This is a genomic window from Rhodohalobacter sp. 614A (assembly GCF_021462415.1).
In the GTDB taxonomy this organism is placed as follows: domain Bacteria; phylum Bacteroidota; class Rhodothermia; order Balneolales; family Balneolaceae; genus Rhodohalobacter.
In genome coordinates this window covers 319,712-338,445 of the sequence record NZ_JAKEDS010000003.1, presented here as the reverse complement: position 1 = coordinate 338,445, position 18,734 = coordinate 319,712, and the positions used below count along the sequence as shown (strand labels likewise).

At 41.9% G+C, this 18,734-nt stretch carries 12 protein-coding genes; 9 read left to right on the top strand and 3 right to left on the bottom strand.

The window, feature by feature from the left end; genetic code table 11:
• Window positions 1–2 precede the first annotated feature (2 nt).
• Together L0B18_RS15210 and L0B18_RS15205 are read right to left on the bottom strand one after the other, a co-directional pair.
• Window positions 3–2,555, bottom strand: coding sequence for an ABC transporter permease (locus L0B18_RS15210; protein WP_234572655.1), 2,553 nt, complete (start codon window positions 2,553–2,555; stop codon window positions 3–5).
• Complete coding sequence (locus tag L0B18_RS15205) at window positions 2,552–3,286, bottom strand: ABC transporter ATP-binding protein (RefSeq protein ID WP_234572654.1); 735 nt, start codon at window positions 3,284–3,286, stop codon at window positions 2,552–2,554. The genes L0B18_RS15210 and L0B18_RS15205 overlap by 4 nt, the downstream gene beginning before the upstream one ends.
• 86 nt (window positions 3,287–3,372) lie before the next feature.
• Between L0B18_RS15205 and L0B18_RS15200 the strand changes: the two genes are divergently transcribed.
• On the top strand, window positions 3,373–3,990 hold the full coding sequence (locus tag L0B18_RS15200) for an arylesterase (protein ID WP_234572653.1): 618 nt from the start codon (window positions 3,373–3,375) through the stop codon (window positions 3,988–3,990).
• Between the two features lie 84 nt (window positions 3,991–4,074).
• On the opposite strand, the gene L0B18_RS15195 is transcribed toward L0B18_RS15200, so the two are convergent.
• A complete protein-coding gene (locus tag L0B18_RS15195) occupies window positions 4,075–4,773 on the bottom strand; it encodes an SIMPL domain-containing protein (RefSeq protein ID WP_234572652.1) in 699 nt (232 codons plus the stop codon).
• Window positions 4,774–5,047: 274 nt separating this feature from the next.
• Here L0B18_RS15195 and L0B18_RS15190 point away from each other — a divergent pair, with 274 nt between their 5' ends.
• The 8 genes from L0B18_RS15190 (at window position 5,048) to L0B18_RS15155 (ending at window position 18,730) form a co-directional block, all read left to right on the top strand.
• Entirely contained in the window at window positions 5,048–8,029 is a 2,982-nt protein-coding gene (locus L0B18_RS15190) for a TonB-dependent receptor (protein ID WP_234572651.1), read from the top strand.
• A gap of 251 nt (window positions 8,030–8,280) precedes the next feature.
• The gene (locus tag L0B18_RS15185) at window positions 8,281–9,018 is read left to right on the top strand and encodes a GntR family transcriptional regulator (RefSeq protein ID WP_234572650.1); all 738 of its coding nucleotides are present in this window, start codon (window positions 8,281–8,283) and stop codon (window positions 9,016–9,018) included.
• Between the two features lie 9 nt (window positions 9,019–9,027).
• Complete coding sequence (locus L0B18_RS15180; protein WP_234572649.1) at window positions 9,028–10,110, top strand: DUF5005 domain-containing protein; 1,083 nt, start codon at window positions 9,028–9,030, stop codon at window positions 10,108–10,110.
• An 81-nt stretch (window positions 10,111–10,191) separates the two neighbouring features.
• A complete protein-coding gene (locus tag L0B18_RS15175; RefSeq protein WP_234572648.1) occupies window positions 10,192–11,052 on the top strand; it encodes a hypothetical protein in 861 nt (286 codons plus the stop codon).
• Window positions 10,982–14,221 (top strand): SusC/RagA family TonB-linked outer membrane protein, encoded by a 3,240-nt coding sequence (locus tag L0B18_RS15170; RefSeq protein WP_234572647.1) that lies wholly within the window; start codon window positions 10,982–10,984, stop codon window positions 14,219–14,221. The genes L0B18_RS15175 and L0B18_RS15170 overlap by 71 nt, the downstream gene beginning before the upstream one ends.
• Before the next feature lie 12 nt (window positions 14,222–14,233).
• On the top strand, window positions 14,234–15,745 hold the full coding sequence (locus tag L0B18_RS15165) for a RagB/SusD family nutrient uptake outer membrane protein (RefSeq protein ID WP_234572646.1): 1,512 nt from the start codon (window positions 14,234–14,236) through the stop codon (window positions 15,743–15,745).
• 50 nt (window positions 15,746–15,795) lie between these two features.
• Window positions 15,796–17,541: a class I mannose-6-phosphate isomerase gene (locus tag L0B18_RS15160; RefSeq protein ID WP_234572645.1), complete on the top strand. Its 1,746-nt coding sequence runs from the start codon at window positions 15,796–15,798 to the stop codon at window positions 17,539–17,541.
• 25 nt (window positions 17,542–17,566) lie between these two features.
• On the top strand, window positions 17,567–18,730 hold the full coding sequence (locus L0B18_RS15155) for an MFS transporter (protein WP_234572644.1): 1,164 nt from the start codon (window positions 17,567–17,569) through the stop codon (window positions 18,728–18,730).
• Window positions 18,731–18,734 lie beyond the last annotated feature (4 nt).

The window sequence follows — 18,734 nt, the reverse complement described above, 5'->3', positions numbered from 1 at the left end:
GCTTATCCGTTTTCAAGCCTCAGGATTTCGAGTGGTGAATGACTGAAAATATGTCTGCTGCCACTCCATCCGATTAATATGGCTGAGATAGTGATCAGTATCGATAATACAGAGACGGTTACCAGATCCGGGACAAAAACAAGCTCAAAATAAAAATAAGCCAGGGCCCAGCTTGAAAGAACAGCGAGCAGAAGTCCAGTCAGCCCAGAGAGGAGGCCTAACAAAGCGTATTCAATTGTTTGGATGGTTCCGATTTGTGATTTGGCAGCCCCGAGGGTTCGCAGAAGGACAGACTCACGGGTTCTCTGTTTTCGACTGATAGCGATTGAACTCGCAAGAACGATAAAGCCGGTAAGAATACTAAAAAATGCCATAAACTGAATAGCGAGAGCCATTTTGTCAAGAAACTCCCGAACGCTTTGGAGGGCTACGGAAATATCAATAGAAGATATATTCGGAAACTGTGCAGTGACCTGTTGTTGCAGGGCAATGGTTTGTTCGCGGGAGTTGGTTTTAATTGTCGCAGCAAAAAATTGAGGCGCTTCTTCCAAAACTCCTTTGGGGAACAGAACAAAGAAATTGGGTTGAGGGCGGTCAAAATCTACTTCCCGAATACTGGCAACAACCGTGGTTACGGGAACTCCCTGGACATTAAATCCAAGTGTGTCCCCAATTTCAACTTTCAGGTCTTCATCAATCTGGTCGGCAATGGAGATCGGAACAACAGAATCGATACCGTTAGATTCACCAATCCATTCACCTTCAATAATTGTTTCAGAATCAATAAGAGAATCTCTGTACGTTACCCGGTACTCCCTGGAAAGAGCCCAACTGCTAATATCAAGAGTGGTATCAGTCCTGATTTCCGAAACAGGAACACCTTTTCGGCTGGCTAAACGCATGGACACGATGGGCACATTTTGGGTTACATTAACATCCGCATCCTCCATAATTCCAAGAAAAGATTCATTTTGATCAATCTGTATATCATAGAAAACAGCATCGGGCATTTGCTCCCCGGTTTGGAATTCTATTCGCTGTAGAAGCATTTCCTGGCTCATATAGAGAATTCCAATCAACAGCATTCCCATTCCCAATGTTATCATCAACATGGAGGTTTGGTTGTTTGGCCTGAAAAGGTTGGCCATTCCCTGGCGTACGGTGTATGAAAGTGATTTGAGGCGGAGTTTCTTAATCGTCATCATCAGGACTGCTGCCATAGCCCAAAGAAGCAAAACACATACAATCAAACCGATTGTAAAACCGAGAGCTACAAGAAAACTTTCCGTCAGAAGTCCCACTACGGCAACCAAAATTAGAATTGTAGAGGTAAATGCCACAATTTTTGCGCGTTTTGATAACGCCTTAATAGGAGAAAATTCTACAGTCCGAATCGTCAGAAGTGGAGAGATTGTACTGATTGTAATAAGCGGCAAAAGTGAAAAGACCAGGCTGATCAACAAACCGGTCAATAATCCAAGGGCTACTGCAGAAATGGACACAGATTGCACAATTTCAAATGGTAATAAACCTTCAAAAAGTGTGGGAATGTACAATTGAATAAAAATACCTAACCCGGTACCGATCAAAGCTCCCATGAAGCCGATTGCGGAAATCTGAATTGCAAATATTGCCAGGATTTTCTCTTTTGTGATCCCCAAACAGCGAAGAGTAGCAACGGTATTTGATTTTCGTTTGATGTAAACGTACACCGCACTTGATACTCCTAAACCGCCAAGCAGGATGGCCACAAAAGCTATCAGCCCGAGAAATTTCGACATTCCATTTACCACTTCCTCAAACTCTTCTTTTTCCTCAGCTACAGTTTCTGTCCGGATTCGATATTTATCGGAGATGGGATCAAATGCTTCTTCGATTTCACCGGCTTTTTCTTCAGAATCGAATTTAAAGAATTGTTTGTACTCAACACGGCTTCCACGTTCTAAAAGGCCGGAATCTTCAACAATGGATTTTGGGATAAACACCCGGGGGCCGATCAATGAGAATGCTGCGGCTTCTCCGGGCACACTAATCAAAGCGCCGCCAATTTCAAGTGTCACATTCCCAACCTGGATACTGTCGCCGACTTCTGCTCCATATTGGTTGAGAGCGGATTGCTCAACAATGGCAAACTTTTCTTCTTTATACCTGTCGGCAGCACTTTCCGGTTCCGTCTTTAAAGCTCCATAAAGTGGAAAGGGGCCTTCAATCGCCCGAATCTGGGAGAGCCGGGTGGAGCCGTTATGTTTGAATAATACCATCGAATTAAACTCAATGGAATTGGCATCACTCCCTCCAATAGAGTCAATAAACGCGACCGCTTCCTCGGGGTAGGGCTGACTTGAATCCATCTCAAGATCGGCTCCAAGCAATTCCTTCGCCTGGTCATCAACGGTTAATAGAACATCACTTCGGAATGATAAAATAGCCACCAGCGCCGCAATTCCGGCAATCATGGACGATGTGTAAAGCAACAGGCTTTTCCACTGAGGTTTGGCATCTTTGTAGGCAAGCCTCCAGCTGTAGGAGGAAATCAATTCTCGGAAAAATTTCATTGCGCTACATTTTCCTGGATGGTTTCAGGTCGTGCCGCCGGAGTGATCGTATCCAAAATAATAGCCCCGCTCTTTAGTTCGATAATCCGGTTGCATTTAGCAGCCAGTTCCCTATCATGGGTAACAATGATCAGTGTGGTTCCTTCATCACGGTTTAAGTCGAACAGCAGATCTTCAATCTGAGCCCCGGTATCGCCGTCCAGGTTACCGGTCGGTTCATCAGCAAACAGGATGTCGGGTTTGTGGATAAACGCTCTTGCAAGGCCAACACGTTGTTGTTCTCCTCCGGAAAGCTGTGTGGGATAGTGTGTGATCCGATCTTTTAAACCTACTTTATCAAGCAATTCAATAGCTTTTTTCTCTACATTTTTATAGGCTAATCCTCTCAGTTCGATAGGAACCATTACATTTTCCAGAGCTGTAAGGGTAGGAATGAGCTGAAATGATTGAAATACGAATCCAATCTGTTCGTTTCGAATTGACGAAAGTTCAGATTCACTCAGTTCGGATATTTTCTGATCATTGAGATTTACAACACCGGTTGAGGGTTTATCCAATCCGGCACAAACTCCTAAAAGGGTGGTTTTGCCACTGCCGGAAGGTCCAACAATGGCGCAGGTAACCCCTTTTTCTACAGAAAATGTAATATCTTTTAAGACCGTTAGTTGTTTATTACCGCTTGTAAATGTTTTTGATAAATTTTCGACTGATAAAATGGAACTATTCGGCATCCTGTATTTATTAAATTGACAATCAGTAAACAGAAGGGATAATATAAACCATTCCCCGAAAGAGTTTAATTTACCAAAAATAACGTATGAGATTTTTAAAGGTTGCACTTACAAGCCTGTTGTTACTTTGTTTTACAAACAGTTTTGGTCAGAATTCCAAAACAATTCTTTTTTTTGGGGATAGTATTACTGCCGGCTATGGATTGGAAACCGAACAGGCTTTTCCCGCCGTTATTCAGCAAAAAATTGATTCACTTGGCTTGAACTATGCAGTAGTAAATGCCGGTCTCAGTGGGGAGACATCCGCCGGCGGACTGCGTCGAGTGGATTGGATTCTGCGTCAGAGCGTGGATGTTTTTGTACTGGAGCTTGGCGGGAATGACGGTTTGAGAGGAATTGATCCACAGAATACCAAAGAGAATCTCCAGGGAATCATCGACAAAGTTCAGGAAACTTACCCGGATGCTGAAATTGTCCTAACCGGAATGGAAGCTCCGCCAAATCTAGGCAACCTTTATACGAATGAATTTCGGGGTGTTTACCAGGAATTAGCTTCAGAAAATGATGTAATATTTATGCCGTTTATACTCCAGGATGTAGCGGGAAATCCAGAGTTAAATCTGCCGGATGGAATTCATCCAACCGTTGAAGGTCATAAAATTTTGGCTGAGAATCTTTGGGACATTCTTAAACCTCTATTGTAATCTCCCGCAAAGCTTACCTCTTATGTATTCTTTTTAAGAGTGATTCTTCATCCGGCAGTTTTCAAAAGACTGAACCAAAAATGATTATTCAATCCTGAATTGAACGGATACGTTCTCCGTTACAGAGATTGTTCGCTCAAATTGAAGAAGTGATCCGCCACTTGCATCAAAAGCCATTTGTACGGATTCAGCCCTGGCAGCATAAGGCCGTGATGAATGATAATTGATAGTCAACACATCGGTAATAGATTTTCCGGCGGCATCAGCCAATATCTCTGCTTTTTTTCGGGCTTCCTCAACTGCTTTTTTAAGAGCCTCATCACTGGCTTGCTTTATTTCAGATGAAGTAAATGAGCCTGAGAAATTCGTAAATCCATTCTCAATCAATTTTATTTGCATCGATTCAAATTGAGTCACATCATCCAGAGAAATAAGCACCTGCTGCTGAGTTTCATAACCACTCTCACCAGTGTTATTATATCTTCTGATATGTGATATGCTAATGGGGTTTGCCGTAATATTACTATCTGCAATTCCTTCCTCAAGCAGCAATTCTGTTAAATACTGCTCCTGCTCTTTGTGAATTTGAAAAGCTTCCCGAGCATCTTCTTTGAACTGTGTAATGTTCACCCGGAAATGGATGAGGTCGGCCGATACCTGAACCTCACCAACAGCATCAACTGTAATTCGAGAGTCGTAATCGGAAGATTGTGAAGAGGCATCAGTAAATAATGCCACCAGAAGAAAAAGGGAAATAACTGAAATAATAGATGATTTTTTCATGATGAAGGTCTGTAGGTTTATTGTTTTTTAAAACTCCAACGAACGGGAAAATAAAATTGGTATACAGTCGAAAGCAATTAGCAAAAGTATAAGCGTATATTTTTTTAAACAAAGAAGGGAGGTGTCATTTTTAATTTATCAGCTATTAATAAATTGTTATGAAAGCGCTTGCATAAACCAAAAAATGACAGTTATTTTGGAGAGATTGTTTTTTAAAACGATCAATAAGTGTTCGATTCACAGTGTCTGCCAACATGAACCAATTACCTATCAGATGAATCTTAAGATAGCCGCTACCAAAATACTATTATGCTTTTTCTTCTCTTTTCTTTTTCAAATAACTAATATTAACAACCTTTTAGCCGCTCCGGCTTTTCAACAAAATAGTGCCCGTACTACCGTATCGGGGACTGTAATCGATGCCCAAACGGGCGAATCGCTTGCAGGAGTGAATATTATTGTTGAAGGAACCATGGTCGGTGTTGCCACAAATTCACAAGGCGAGTTTACGCTCAACATCAATGATGAACCGCCGCTTACCATCTTGGTATCAATCATTGGTTACCGAACACGCGAAATTGTGATTTCCGAACAGAATGTTTCCGACCTCGAGATTGAGCTTTCTGAGGAAACCATTCTTGGAAATGATGTAGTTGTATCTGCTTCCCGTGTGGAGCAAAGTATTTTAGAAGCACCTGTTTCGATTGAAAAAATGGATATTATTGCCGTTAACCAAACGGCATCTCCAAGCTACTATCAGGCGCTTTCGAACCTGAAAGGTGTGGATATGACCACAAGCAGTATCAATTTTCAGATTATTAATGCACGGGGTTTTAATTCAACCGGAAATACCCGAATGGTTCAGTTAACCGACGGAATGGATACCCAGGCTCCGGCGCTTAATTTTCCCATTGGTAATCTGAATGGCCCATCTGTTTTAGATGTGGAAAGTGTTGAATTTATTCCGGGGGCTTCATCGGCACTATACGGTCCCAATGCGTTTAATGGAATTCTGCTTGTGAACAGTAAAAATCCGTTTCGATATCCGGGGTTGAGTGTGAATGTTCAGACAGGTGTAAATCATATCGACAGTGACGCTACCTTGGGTGAACCCGATGGGGCCCAGCCCATGCTTGATTTTTCTGCCCGATATGCAAAAGTGATCAACGATAAGTTTGCATTCAAAATAAATTTCAGTTACTCACAAGCCGAGGACTGGGTGGGTATCAACTATTCAGATAAGAATGCTGTATTTACACCTTCAGGACTCTCAAATAATCCTGCTTACGATGGCGTCCATCTGTATGGAGATGATGGTTCCTTTAACCTTGGTTTATTGGGCTTGCCAAGTGATAACAGAACTGCTATTGCGCAACAAATTTCTGCTCAGACAGGGGTTCCGGCTTCAGTTACAGAACAGTATGTTGCCTCGTTGCCTGCACAACCAGTTACAAGAACCGGATATAGAGAAGAATTTTTGGTGGATCATGATGCAAATAATCTCAAAGCAGGAGGTTCACTTCACTATCGCCTCACAGACAACCTTGAAGCCAGTTACACAATGAATTACGGATCGGGAACGTCGGTTTACAGTGGGGCGCAACGATACAGCTTAAAAGATTTCTACATTCACCAGCACAAAGTTCAGTTCGAAGGCGATAATTTTATGGTTCGCGGATATGGAACTTTTGAAAATTCCGGTGACTCTTACATCGCCGATTTTGTAGGATTTTCTATCAATGACCAATATATGCCAACAACGCAATGGTTTGGTACATATGGGGCCGTATTTGCAGGTGGTTTGATGGGAGCCGCCGCAGAAGCTCAAGGCGGTAATCCTGCCTATAATCCGGCTACTGTAAATGCAATTTTGAATAATCCACAAGCAGTTGCCCAACTTCATAGCGCTGCAAGAAGTACAGCCGATGCCAACCGCATTCAACCCGGAACGGATGCATTTGATACCGCATATGAGAATGCTTTAGCGGATGTTGTGCCAAATGGAGCGCGGTTCGACGATCAATCCAGGTTCTTGCATGTTGAGGGACTGTACAACTTCAAGAATGAAATTTCATTTGTTGATTTGCAAGTGGGAGCGAGTTACCGGCAATACCAGTTGCGGTCTAACGGAACGATTTTTGATGATGCAGATGGCGGTGTAGATATCAACGAATTTGGTGGATTTTTACAAGCTTCCAAAGCCCTTCTTGATGACAGGCTTCAGTTAACCGGTTCTATTCGATACGATAAGAACGAGAATTTCGATGGACAGTTTAATCCCCGAATTTCTGCGGTTGTTAAGGTTGCAGATTCTCACAATATCAGGGCATCCTATCAAACCGGTTTTAGAAATCCAACTACCCAGGGCCAGTATATTGATTTGAATGTACTTACAGCACGTCTGCTTGGCGGATTGCCATATTTGGCTGATAAATACAATGTGACTCAGAGTTCATATACGCTTGAATCTGTAGAACGATTTACGGATGCACTTCTCGAAGCAGAAACACCGCAAGAACAGGTGCAAGCTGCCGGGCAGTTACAACCCTATCAGGGTTTTGATCCGGTTCGTCCCGAACAAATTCAATCTTTTGAAGTGGGCTATAAAGGCCTCTTGGGTAACAAATTGTTAATTGATGCTGCATATTACTATAACATCTATGATGATTTTATCGCCCAGTTCAGGGTACGGCAAATAAACTCCGATTTTAATGACGATGGCATTATTCAGGCCGGAGAAATTTTAGCGCCCGGCGCAGATACACTGCCACTGCTTTTATCAGGAACGGCATTGAATACCTTCCAGCTCTACACAAATGTTGAAGAAACTGTAAAATCTCAGGGAGCCGTGGTTGGGTTTGAATACAGCCTGCCCAAAAGCTTTCTTTTATCAGCAAACTACAATTGGAATGAGCTGATTACTGATCGGGATGAAGGCTTTATTTTTGATTTTAACACACCCGAACACAAAGTAAATGTGTCTATTGAAAATCGAAGATTGACTGATCAACTTGGATTTAAAGTGAGCTGGAGATGGCAGGAAGAGTTCGAATGGACGTCATCTTTCGCAAGTGGAATGGTTCCGTCTGTTTCTACGCTTGATGCACAGGTTACCTATCGTGTACCGGACCTCAAGTCGATCGTGAAGGTTGGCGGTTCGAATATCACAAATAACCAGCACATTCTAAACTACGGCGGTCCGAACCTCGGCGCCATCTACTACGTTTCTCTAACGTTTGACCAGTTTTTGAACTAAGAATTGGGGGACAAGTCAAAAAGAGTGCAGGTGAAAACCTGCACTCTTTTAAATAAAGGATAGAATACATTTCGACCTTTTTCAGAGAGAAAAGCCTTTGCATATTGGCACTTCTATTGGATATTGAAATAAGGCTCAGGATGGCACATTCAAATCTGTGAGATTTTCAATTATTTAAGACAAACTTTTGTATACCTATTTCTAAAGTTTGAAAAAATTACTATGTTCATACATAGTTAAAGTATGATAATATGAATCTTTCAATTGATCACAAAAGCCCGATTCCTTTGCACGTTCAGGTAGAAGAACTTCTACGTGAAATGATTCAGTTACCTGAATACAAAAGCGGGAAATTATTACCAAAAGAAGTTGATCTGGCAAAGGAGTTGGGGATTTCGCGAAATACGCTGAGGCAAGCCACAAATAAACTTGTGTATGAAGGCTTGTTACATCGGAAAAAGGGTGTTGGGACAAAAGTTGTAAAACATGTAGACAGTAAGGCCAAAAACTGGATCAGCTTTACCCAGGAAATGAAGGCCAAGGGAATAAAGGTGGTTAATTATAACATTAACCTGACCTGGGAAGAACCGCCTGAAGAAGTTCGCAACTTTTTTATGGTTGACAGGGGGACAAAAGTATTGAAAATGGAACGATTGAGAGGTGGAGAAGACGGGCCCTTTGTGTTTTTTATATCATATTTCCATCCGAGAATTGGACTTACAGGAAGAGAAGATTTTTCAAAACCATTGTATGAAATTTTGAGAAATCAATTCTCCGTGATCGCCAAACTATCAAAAGAGGAAATTTCTGCTAGGTCGGCAGACTTACCGCTCTCAAAAATGCTGGATATGGACAAAGGAGACCCGATTCTAAAAAGAACACGATTTGTATACGATCCCGGAAATCGGCCGATTGAGTATAATGTAGGCTATTATCGTGGAGACAGCATTGTTTACAGTGTTGAGAGTGAAAGAGATCAGAATGTTTGATTAAAAAAGATGTACGTAAGGTTTGTTATAGGAGTAATAGTTTTTCTTTTGTTAATTGGCCGGAGCGGAGGACAGGCACAAAATGTTCGCCCGGCAACCGAGTTTAACCATTTATTCACCCGAAGCGGCGGTGGCTTAACCGGAGCGGATGGTACGTATTCGGTTCTTCTGCCCGATGGTCGCTCTGTATGGATATTTGGAGATACTTTTTTGGGAACCGTAAATGCCGATGGCACTCGCGAAAAGATGGATCCCATCTATATCCGTAACTCTTTTGTGATACAAGAGGGGGAAACTCTAAAGACGCTTTTTAGAGAAACTCCTCAGGGAGATCGATCTATGGTTATTCCGCCGCTTGTTTTGGAATCGAATGGTGAAATACCTGAAGATTCTGTTTGGTACTGGCCCGGAGATGGGTTTGTGGTAGACGATCAATTAAAAGTTTTTTTCTCTGAGTTTCGACAAAACGGTTCGGGGATGTGGGATTTTATGTGGACTGGTTCAGCAATAGCCAGTTTTTCCTTGCCGGATCTTCAACAGGTAGATATTGAAATCCTCCCGGAAGAGAAAGTCAGCTCTATACACTTTGGGCATGCTTTGTTTGAAGATGAGGAATATACCTACATATATGGTTTGAGGGATGGAAAAGCCTATTGCGCCCGTTTTCCAAACGGCATGCCAGAAGGTGAGTGGGAATACTTTTCTGGTAACGAGTGGACAGATGATGTTAAAACGGTCTCTCCAATACTGGATGTAGGAATATCGGAGCAATTTAGTGTTTTAAAATTAAATGACGAGTACTATTTAATCACACAGCTTGGTGGATTGAGTAATGAGATCTGGGCATTTCATTCAGATTCACCGTTTAAATGGAGCGCCAAAAAGGGTAAAAAAATTCATACAATTGAGATTCCTTTCGATAATCCAAACTTGTTCACCTATAATGCGTTGGCTCATCCCCAGTTTATTGATGAACATGATTCTATTCTTATCTCATATAATATGAATAGCCATGAGTTGGAAGATCACTACCGGAATGCAAATATTTACCGCCCACGTTTTATTCGCGTTCCCATACAACAACTGAAATAAACCATTAAAAATGAATCAATACTTTTTTAAAATTTTTTTAAATGCTATTTTGTTCAAACATACCAACATAATAAAAAGATCATGAATAATTACTTACCTAAACTATCGATCGTCACTGTACTGCTTGGAATCTTTTTTTACTCTTGTAGCAGCGATTCCAGTCCGGAATTACCTACCATAACACTGGATGCACAATCTGTTGAAGCTAAAGCGGGGGATATGATTTCAATCGGGGTTAACTATACAACTCCCGAAGGATTTGACCATTTAATGATTGAAAAAAAATTAGATGGTGATGTTTTAGATACGGAAAACATCACAAATGAGGGGGGAGGTACTTATCAGTTTGAATATGAAGTTCTCGTTGAAGATTCTGAAGGAATTCTCTCATTTACATTCACAATATTTGATGAGACAGACGCATCTGCAAGTAAGGATCTGGTTGTTGCAGTTGAATTGACCAAAGAACAACTGCTTACCAACTACGACTGGCTGCTCAGCGAAGAGATCAGACAAAAAACCGGTGAAAATGATATTAGCGAAGCGTATACGGATGATGTGTACCGTTTTCACGCAGATGGTTCATACGATAAAAGCATCGGCGAAAAGCAAGATGATTTTGGCGATGCCTGGTATAATCACTGTTATTGGAATTTGGATGATCAGGATGTATTAATCATGACCCGAACGGGTGCTTTTGGCGAAGATGTAAGAGATACTCTATATGTAAATAGCGTGGATACAGAGGAGTTGAGAGCTGATGTGATTTACTACGGGTTGGACGCTTTCAATACCGGAACTGAAGATGTGCCTTATGAATCACAGGAAGAGTATGTGAAAGTTTTTGTTGCTCAACCAAAAGGAAACAATTTTGATCCATACAAGCCGGGAAGCGCAGATGATGCAGGACCTGCCGGATCATGCCTGGACGTTGAATTTTAGAAATGATCGATCATTGCAGGTTGCAGCAAACAGATTGCAACCTGCAATCACTTTTTTTGGAGCCAAATATGATACGGAGAGTTTTATGAAAGGTATTGTCAAATGGATGCTCATAACTATTTTATTGTCAGTAGTTTCTGCTACAGCATATGCCCAGGAAATTATCCCGGTTTCAGGGGTGGTTCTTGTTGATGGGGAGCCACTTGCCGGTGCTCACGTCCTTGTAAAAAATGAGACGGAGATAGGTACTGTAACAGATATCAATGGAGAGTTTTTTATAAATGTGCCAAAAGATTCTACGATTGTTATACGCTTTATTGGTTTCGAACCAGAGGAGCGTATTATTTCTACAGATGACTATTTGGAAATTGAACTGCATGAAAGCCTGATTCAGGGAGAAGAGCTTGTTGTTGTAGGGTATGGATCAATTCGGAGGAGCGATCTGACCGGTTCCGTTTCTTCTGTTGATGCCGAGTCAATCGAGGCCAGTTCTATATCGTCGATAGACCAGGGATTGCAGGGAAAAGCTGCCGGTGTGGTTATTCGGCAAACATCCGGTCAACCCGGCGCTGGATCAACCATTCGTATTCGGGGAACCACGTCAATTAATGGAAATAATGAACCCCTGTACGTAATTGATGGCGTGCCTATTATCAGTGATGCCGGGCAGATGTCTATTGGTGCCACAAGCGGACCTTCCATGAATCCGCTGGCAAGTATCAATCCAAGTGATATTGAATCTATAGAAGTGTTAAAAGACGCCTCCGCTACGGCTATTTATGGGGCAAGAGGTGCAAATGGAGTGATACTTGTAACTACAAAGCAAGGCAGCAGCTCGGGACCGGAAATCTCTCTCGGGTACTACAGGGGGATTCAAACCATTTCCCGGACAATCCCGATGTTGAATGCCCGGCAATTAGCTATTCTTGGAAATGAAGCTGCCGACAATTCAGATGTACTTCGCAGAATTATTTATGCCAGTCCCAATAACCTTGGTGAAGGCATAAATTGGCAGGATCAGATATTTGAGCCTGCTCCAATCAGCAATTATCAGCTTTCCATCAATGGCGGAGATGAGGATACGAGATATACAATCTCCGGAAATTACTTTAATCAGGATGGAATTATCATCAGCTCTGCTTTTGAAAAAGGGAATCTGAGGGTAAATCTGAATCAGGATCTTTCAGATAAAATAACCGTAGCTACCAATCTGAATCTGAACAGGAGTTTAATGGATGGGGTGGTTACCGATGCAGAAGCCGCAACAGCCTCAAGTATAACGTCATGGGCGCTGGAATTTAATCCGGGACTTCCGGTTTACAATGCGGAGGGAGGATACACCTATGAAAATAACACCTCTCGGCCGGCTATTGGAAATCCTGTTGCTGATGCTTTTGAGACAGAACAAATCAATAAAACAACGCGCTTTATTGGAAATGCTTTTGTGCGTTGGAATATCATCGACAATCTTGAATTTAAAAGTTCAGTCGGTGTTGACGGCTTTCTCAATGAGGAGTTCTATTTCGTGCCAAACTATTTAAAAAGAGCCGAAGCCAGTAATGGACAAGCTGCTTTGGGAGATTCGAAAGGATATACATGGCTGATTGAAAACATTTTGTCATACAATAACCGCTTCAATAATGAGCATTCATTGAATGTAGTTCTTGGCCATACCCTTCAGAAATTCAATAGTAATTTTCTATATGCAGCCACCTCTGATTTTGACGACAATCGCCTGGGGTATCATTCCATACAAAGTGGTAACGAGAAAACACTTTCTCTGAGCGGAGCAACTGCCTGGCAGATGCAGTCGGTTCTATCCAGAGTAAATTATAGTTACCGCAACAAATATCTGGCTACGATATCTGGGCGTGTGGATGGTTCCTCAAAGTTTGGAGCCGGTAACAAGTATGGGTTTTTCCCGTCAGTTTCCTTGGCATGGCGTTTAAAGGAGGAAGAATTCCTGCGTAATGTTGATGTCTTAACTCAATGGAAAGTGCGTGCTGGATATGGAATTGTAGGGAATGAGGGAATTCCGCCATACAGTTCTATGGGAACTCTGGAAGTAACCGAGGCCTATTTCGGTGAAAATGAGATTGCAAAAGGTGCAGGTCCGGCTACTCTGAAAAATGATGATTTGAAATGGGAAACAACCGGACAGTTCAACACCGGTATGGATGTGGGATTCCTGGATGATCGAATCTCGTTAACCTTCGATTATTATTATAAGAAAACCACAGACCTGCTCTTAAACGCACCGGTGCCTTATACATCAGGATTCAGATATGCTTACACAAATATTGGAGAATTAAAAAATGCCGGGTTCGAAATTGCCCTGAGAACGGAGAATTTCAGAGACAAATTCCAATGGAATACGAGCATTACATTTGCTCAAAACAGAAATGAAATAACAAAGCTGACCGGTGAGGAAGATGGCGGCTTAACAGGCCAGAACATCCTTGGAATCAATGGTTGGACCCGCATAACAGAAGGGCAGCCCATTGGTACATTCTACGGTTATAAATCAGACGGAATTGTCCAGTTAGAAGAGAACCTGGATGAAGTTCCCAGGTTTTCAAGTTACTCACCTACGTATGGCGATCGGAAATACATCGACCAAAATGGAGATGGATTTATTAACGAACAGGATAAAGTGGTTCTTGGAAATGCCAATCCGGATTTTACTTTTGGCATAGGAAATGAGTTCTATTACAAAAACTTTTCGTTGAATGTTTTTCTGCAGGGAGTGTATGGAAACGAAATCGTGAATTTTAATCGGTTTGGTCTGGAGAGTTTTGATGGTACTAAGAACAACTCAACAGCAGCTTTAGACCGCTGGACTCCCGAAAACCCTACCAATAAATATCCACGGGCGAATGCACTTCCGCCTCCAAATGTGTTATCTGATGTTCAGGTTGAGGACGGTTCTTTTCTTCGGGTTCAGGATGTAACATTGGCTTACAGCCTTCCTGCTGATCTGTCGGAGAAATTACATCTCAGGACAGTTCGGTTTTATATAAGCGCAAAAAACGTTTATACACTCACAAACTATAAAGGATATGATCCCGAAGTGAGTCGGTTTTCCAACGACAATCTGAGTATGGGAGCAGATTATGGTTCCTATCCACGCTCCAGGATGTTCATGGCTGGTGTAAACATTTCATTGTAAGGAGGTTCAATTATGAAGAAAACTATGGATAACAAATATGGTACGGGATTTCTTGCAGTTATATTAATGATCCTCACAATAGCTGGCTGCGATTTTTTGGAAGAGAATCCTGTATCCACAATTACATCAGATAATTATTATCAGTCGGAAGAAGATGCTGTTGCCGCAACAAATGCTCTGTATGATTACCTGAGCGTGGGAACTGCGGGCATTTTTGATCCTACCTTTGGAGGTATATTCTTTAATGATTATTGGGTCTTTCACGATTTGGTCTCTGATAATGTTACCGAGAAGCTGACAGGCCAGGAATATCGAAATCTGTCTCTGTTCAATCATACCGCCGATAATGTTCGGATTGAATATTACTGGCAGGATCTCTACAAAACTATCAACGCAGCAAATACAGTAGTTGATAAAATTCCTCCGATTGATTTTGATAACATGCGCAAGCAACATTTGATATCGGAAGCGCGGTTTATCAGGGCTATGATGTATTTCGAACTTGCCCGCACTTTTGGGGATGTTCCACTCATCATTCAGGCTACGGCTGATGTCAGTACATCATACCAGCCGAGAACCAGCAAGGAAGCTGTTTATGCCCAGGTAATCAGTGATTTGGAATTTGCCGAGCAAAATCTCAGCGATTCATACCGTGTTGGCAAAGGAAGGCCAACGCCGATGGCAGCTACCGCTTTATTATCAAAGGTCTATCTGTATATGGAGAACTACGAGATGGCCGCAGAAAAAGCACAGGAGGTGATTGAGTCCAATGAATATTTCTTGTGGGACGATTTTGCAGACATCTTCAAAATTGAAAACATGAATGAAGGTGAAATTATTTTTGCAGTCAATTTCAGTGGTACCCAGAGTGAAGGCTTTAAACCCAATCAGTATTTGGTTCGGTTATTGCCGTCAGGTTTGGATCAAGATGGCGAAGGCCCCGAAAATGCCCAAGGCTGGGAAGTCCCTACAGACGATCTTTACAACAGTTTCTACAATTTAGATCGTCGCAAAGAAGTTACGTTTATTGAATCATTTACATACAGCGACGGCAGCACTGTTCAATTCGAACCACACTTTGGAAAGTTTTGGGATCAGGAAGCCGAACCGCGTGCGAACAATACCGATATGGATGTAATCTATCTTCGCTATGCGGATGTTTTGCTTATCTACGCGGAGGCACTAAACGAAGTGAACAATGGGCCAACACCACAGGCTTATGATGCGATTAATCAGGTGAGAAGACGGGCCCGGTTCGATGGAACAACTGAAAGAAATGTGCTGCCTGACATAGCCGGGCTGAATTATCAGCAATTTAAAGATGCCATTCTAAAAGAAAGACGCTGGGAATTTGTATTGGAAGGTCAGCGCTGGGGCGACCTGGTAAGAATGGATAAGCTGGTAGATATCGTAAATGCTTCCGGCAAAGAAAACGCTTCACCCGAACCTTTTCATAAGCTTTTTCCTATTCCACAAAGAGAACTAAACATCAATAAAAACCTGACCCAAAACCCGGGATACTAAAACATATAATCCAATTTCTCCTGAAAAAATTAAGGCAAGAATCTACTGAAATGAATTTTAGAAAAAACCCTGCTATTCGAATATCTGGTAAAGAGTGTACAGCCGGCTGGGAAGCTGTATCAAAAAGGTTAATCAAGCATCTTGAAAGTTTACAAATCGGACCGATAACCATAGCTATTGAATGTTACCAGGGAGTTCGCCTGGCCGAGATTAAAGAAGATCTGACCGATGCATTGAATCCGGATGTAGTGATAAACCCGGAAGATTATTTGTACGAAGAGCAAAAAATCCGCCAGATTACACAGGATGATGTTACGGATGATCGCATCTTCGGACGAATCACTCAGCTTGAAATGAAAGATTTGGTCGATCCCGATAAAGTGGAATCCATTCGGAAAAGATTAAGAAATGGAGATTCCCGTTTAACCGTGGTTATGGGCCCCGGAGCGTCGTTGATCCCGGAAAAAGTTGACATACTGGTTTATGCCGATATGGCCCGATGGGAAATACAACAGAGAATGCGGAACAACGAAGTCAATAATATCGGCATTCAAAACAAGCAAGAAGGTATAGAAGACAAATATAAAAGAGGCTTTTTTGTTGACTGGAGAATTTGTGACAAACTGAAAAAGCAGATTTTTGAAAATATTGATTTTGTTCTGGATACCAACAAAAAAGGGCAGCCAACTTTCATAGATAAAGAGACTTATGATTTTGCCCTTCAACAAACCATTCAGCAACCATTTAGTGTGGTTCCCTTTTTTGATCCGGGACCTTGGGGTGGCCAATGGATGAGAGAGGTGTGCAATCTTGACGATGGTCCTGAAAACTACGCCTGGTGTTTTAACTGCGTTCCGGAAGAAAACAGTATTCTTTATCAGTTTGATAATGATGTGGTTATGGAATTGCCATCTCTCAACGTAGTATTTTTCCATCCGGAGGAATTGTTAGGTGAAAAGGTATTTCAACGATTTGGAGATGAATTTCCAATCCGTTTTGACTTCTTAGATACGATTGAAGGAGGAAATTTAAGTCTCCAGGTTCACCCTTCGAAAGAATATATTCGGGACGAATTTGGCCTTTCATACACACAGGATGAAAGTTACTATCTGATGGATGTTCAGGGTGAAGCCAAAGTGTATCTCGGCCTAAAGAATGGAATTGATCCTGATGTGATGGTTGAAAATCTCAAACATGCCAACAATGGCGGGCCGGGATTTGATGCAGATCAATATGTGGCCTCTTGGCCGGCAAGAAAGCATGATCATTTTTTGATTCCGAATGGAACGGTTCATTGTTCGGGAGAAGGATGTATGGTTCTTGAAATCAGTGCAACCCCATACATTTTTACCTTTAAACTTTGGGATTGGAATCGGCTGGGACTGGATGGAAAACCACGGCCCATTAACATTGACAGGGGAGAAAAAGTCATAAAATGGGATAGAGATGACGAATGGGTTCCTCAGAATCTCATCAATCAATTTCAAAAAGTAGATGAAGGCGATGGCTGGGTAGAAGAAAAAACAGGTCTTTATGAAACCCAGTTTATTGAAACCCGGAGGCATCGTTTCAGCAAAGCTGTCCCTCACAAAGCCAATGGAAGTGTAGCTGTATTTAACCTGGTAGAAGGAGAACAAGCAATGGTTTCAAGCCCGAATGATGAGTTCGAGCCGTTTATCGTTAATTATGCGGAGACATTTATCATTCCGGCTTCCATTCGTGAATATGAAATTGCCCCTACAGGTAATAGCCGCGGGAAAGAGATCATGACGATCAAAGCCTATGTCCGTACCTAACAACAATTGATTAAAGGATAAGTAGATGACAAAATCTGCCTCGTTTCAAAAGTTTGCTCCGGTTATGATATCATTCTACATCATGGGATTTGTGGACCTGGTGGGAGTGGCAACCGGATATGTGCAAAAGGATTTTTCTCTGTCTGACAGTGTTGCTCAGCTTTTGCCCAGTATGGTATTCGTCTGGTTTGCATTAATTTCTCTTCCAACGGGGATCTTCCAGGACCGAAAGAGCAAAAAGCTGACGCTAAGCATTGGTATTTTTGTTACCGGTGCAGGACTTCTGATTCCCTTTCTGATATACACATATCCTGCCGTTGTTTTGGGATTTTGTTTACTCGGAATCGGGAACACAATTCTGCAGGTATCTGCAAATCCTTTGTTGATTGATATATCAACTAAGAGTACACAATCGGCAAATCTGAGTTTCTCCCAATTTGTAAAAGCATCGGCAGCTCTGTTAAGTCCAATATTTATCGCCATTTTGGTGCGAACATTTGGAGACTGGAGATTGATTTTTCCTATCTATGCCGCCATTTCAATACTTATTGCGATATGGTTGCTGACCATCAAGATAGAAGAAAAAAAATCAGAAAAACCGCCGGCTACTTTTAGGAGTGTATTGCGCCTATTAAAAGAGAAAATGGTTATTATTCTTGTACTGGGCATCTTTCTGATTGTAGGTTTTGATGTAGGAATGAACTCAAATATTGCCATCTTTCTCACATCCCGTTTTGATCTCGATTTGGCAACTGCGGGTTTCGGAATTAGTGTTTACTTCGCGTCGTTAATGGTAGGACGTTTTTCGGGCGGAATTTTACTACGCTACATTACCGAACGAAATTTTATTATCGTGAGCTTGTTGCTGACGTTCATAGGGCTTGCAGGCATTATTATGATCCCAATTCTGGAAGTTACCTGGGCAATGATTTTTCTAACCGGTTTAGGGTTTTCAAATATCTTTCCATTGCTTTTCTCTATTGCTATTAACCGTATGCCGGATTATGCCAATGAGGTTTCCGGTTTGATTATTCTATCGGTTTCAGGAGGTGCGGTTATTCCTCCGCTTATGGGATATGTAAATCAGAATTTCGGAAATATTGCACCTATTTTTGTATTGGCAGGCTGTATGCTGTACGTATCCTATGCGGCAATGTACATGTTGGCAAAAGACACAGAAAAAATATAAATCT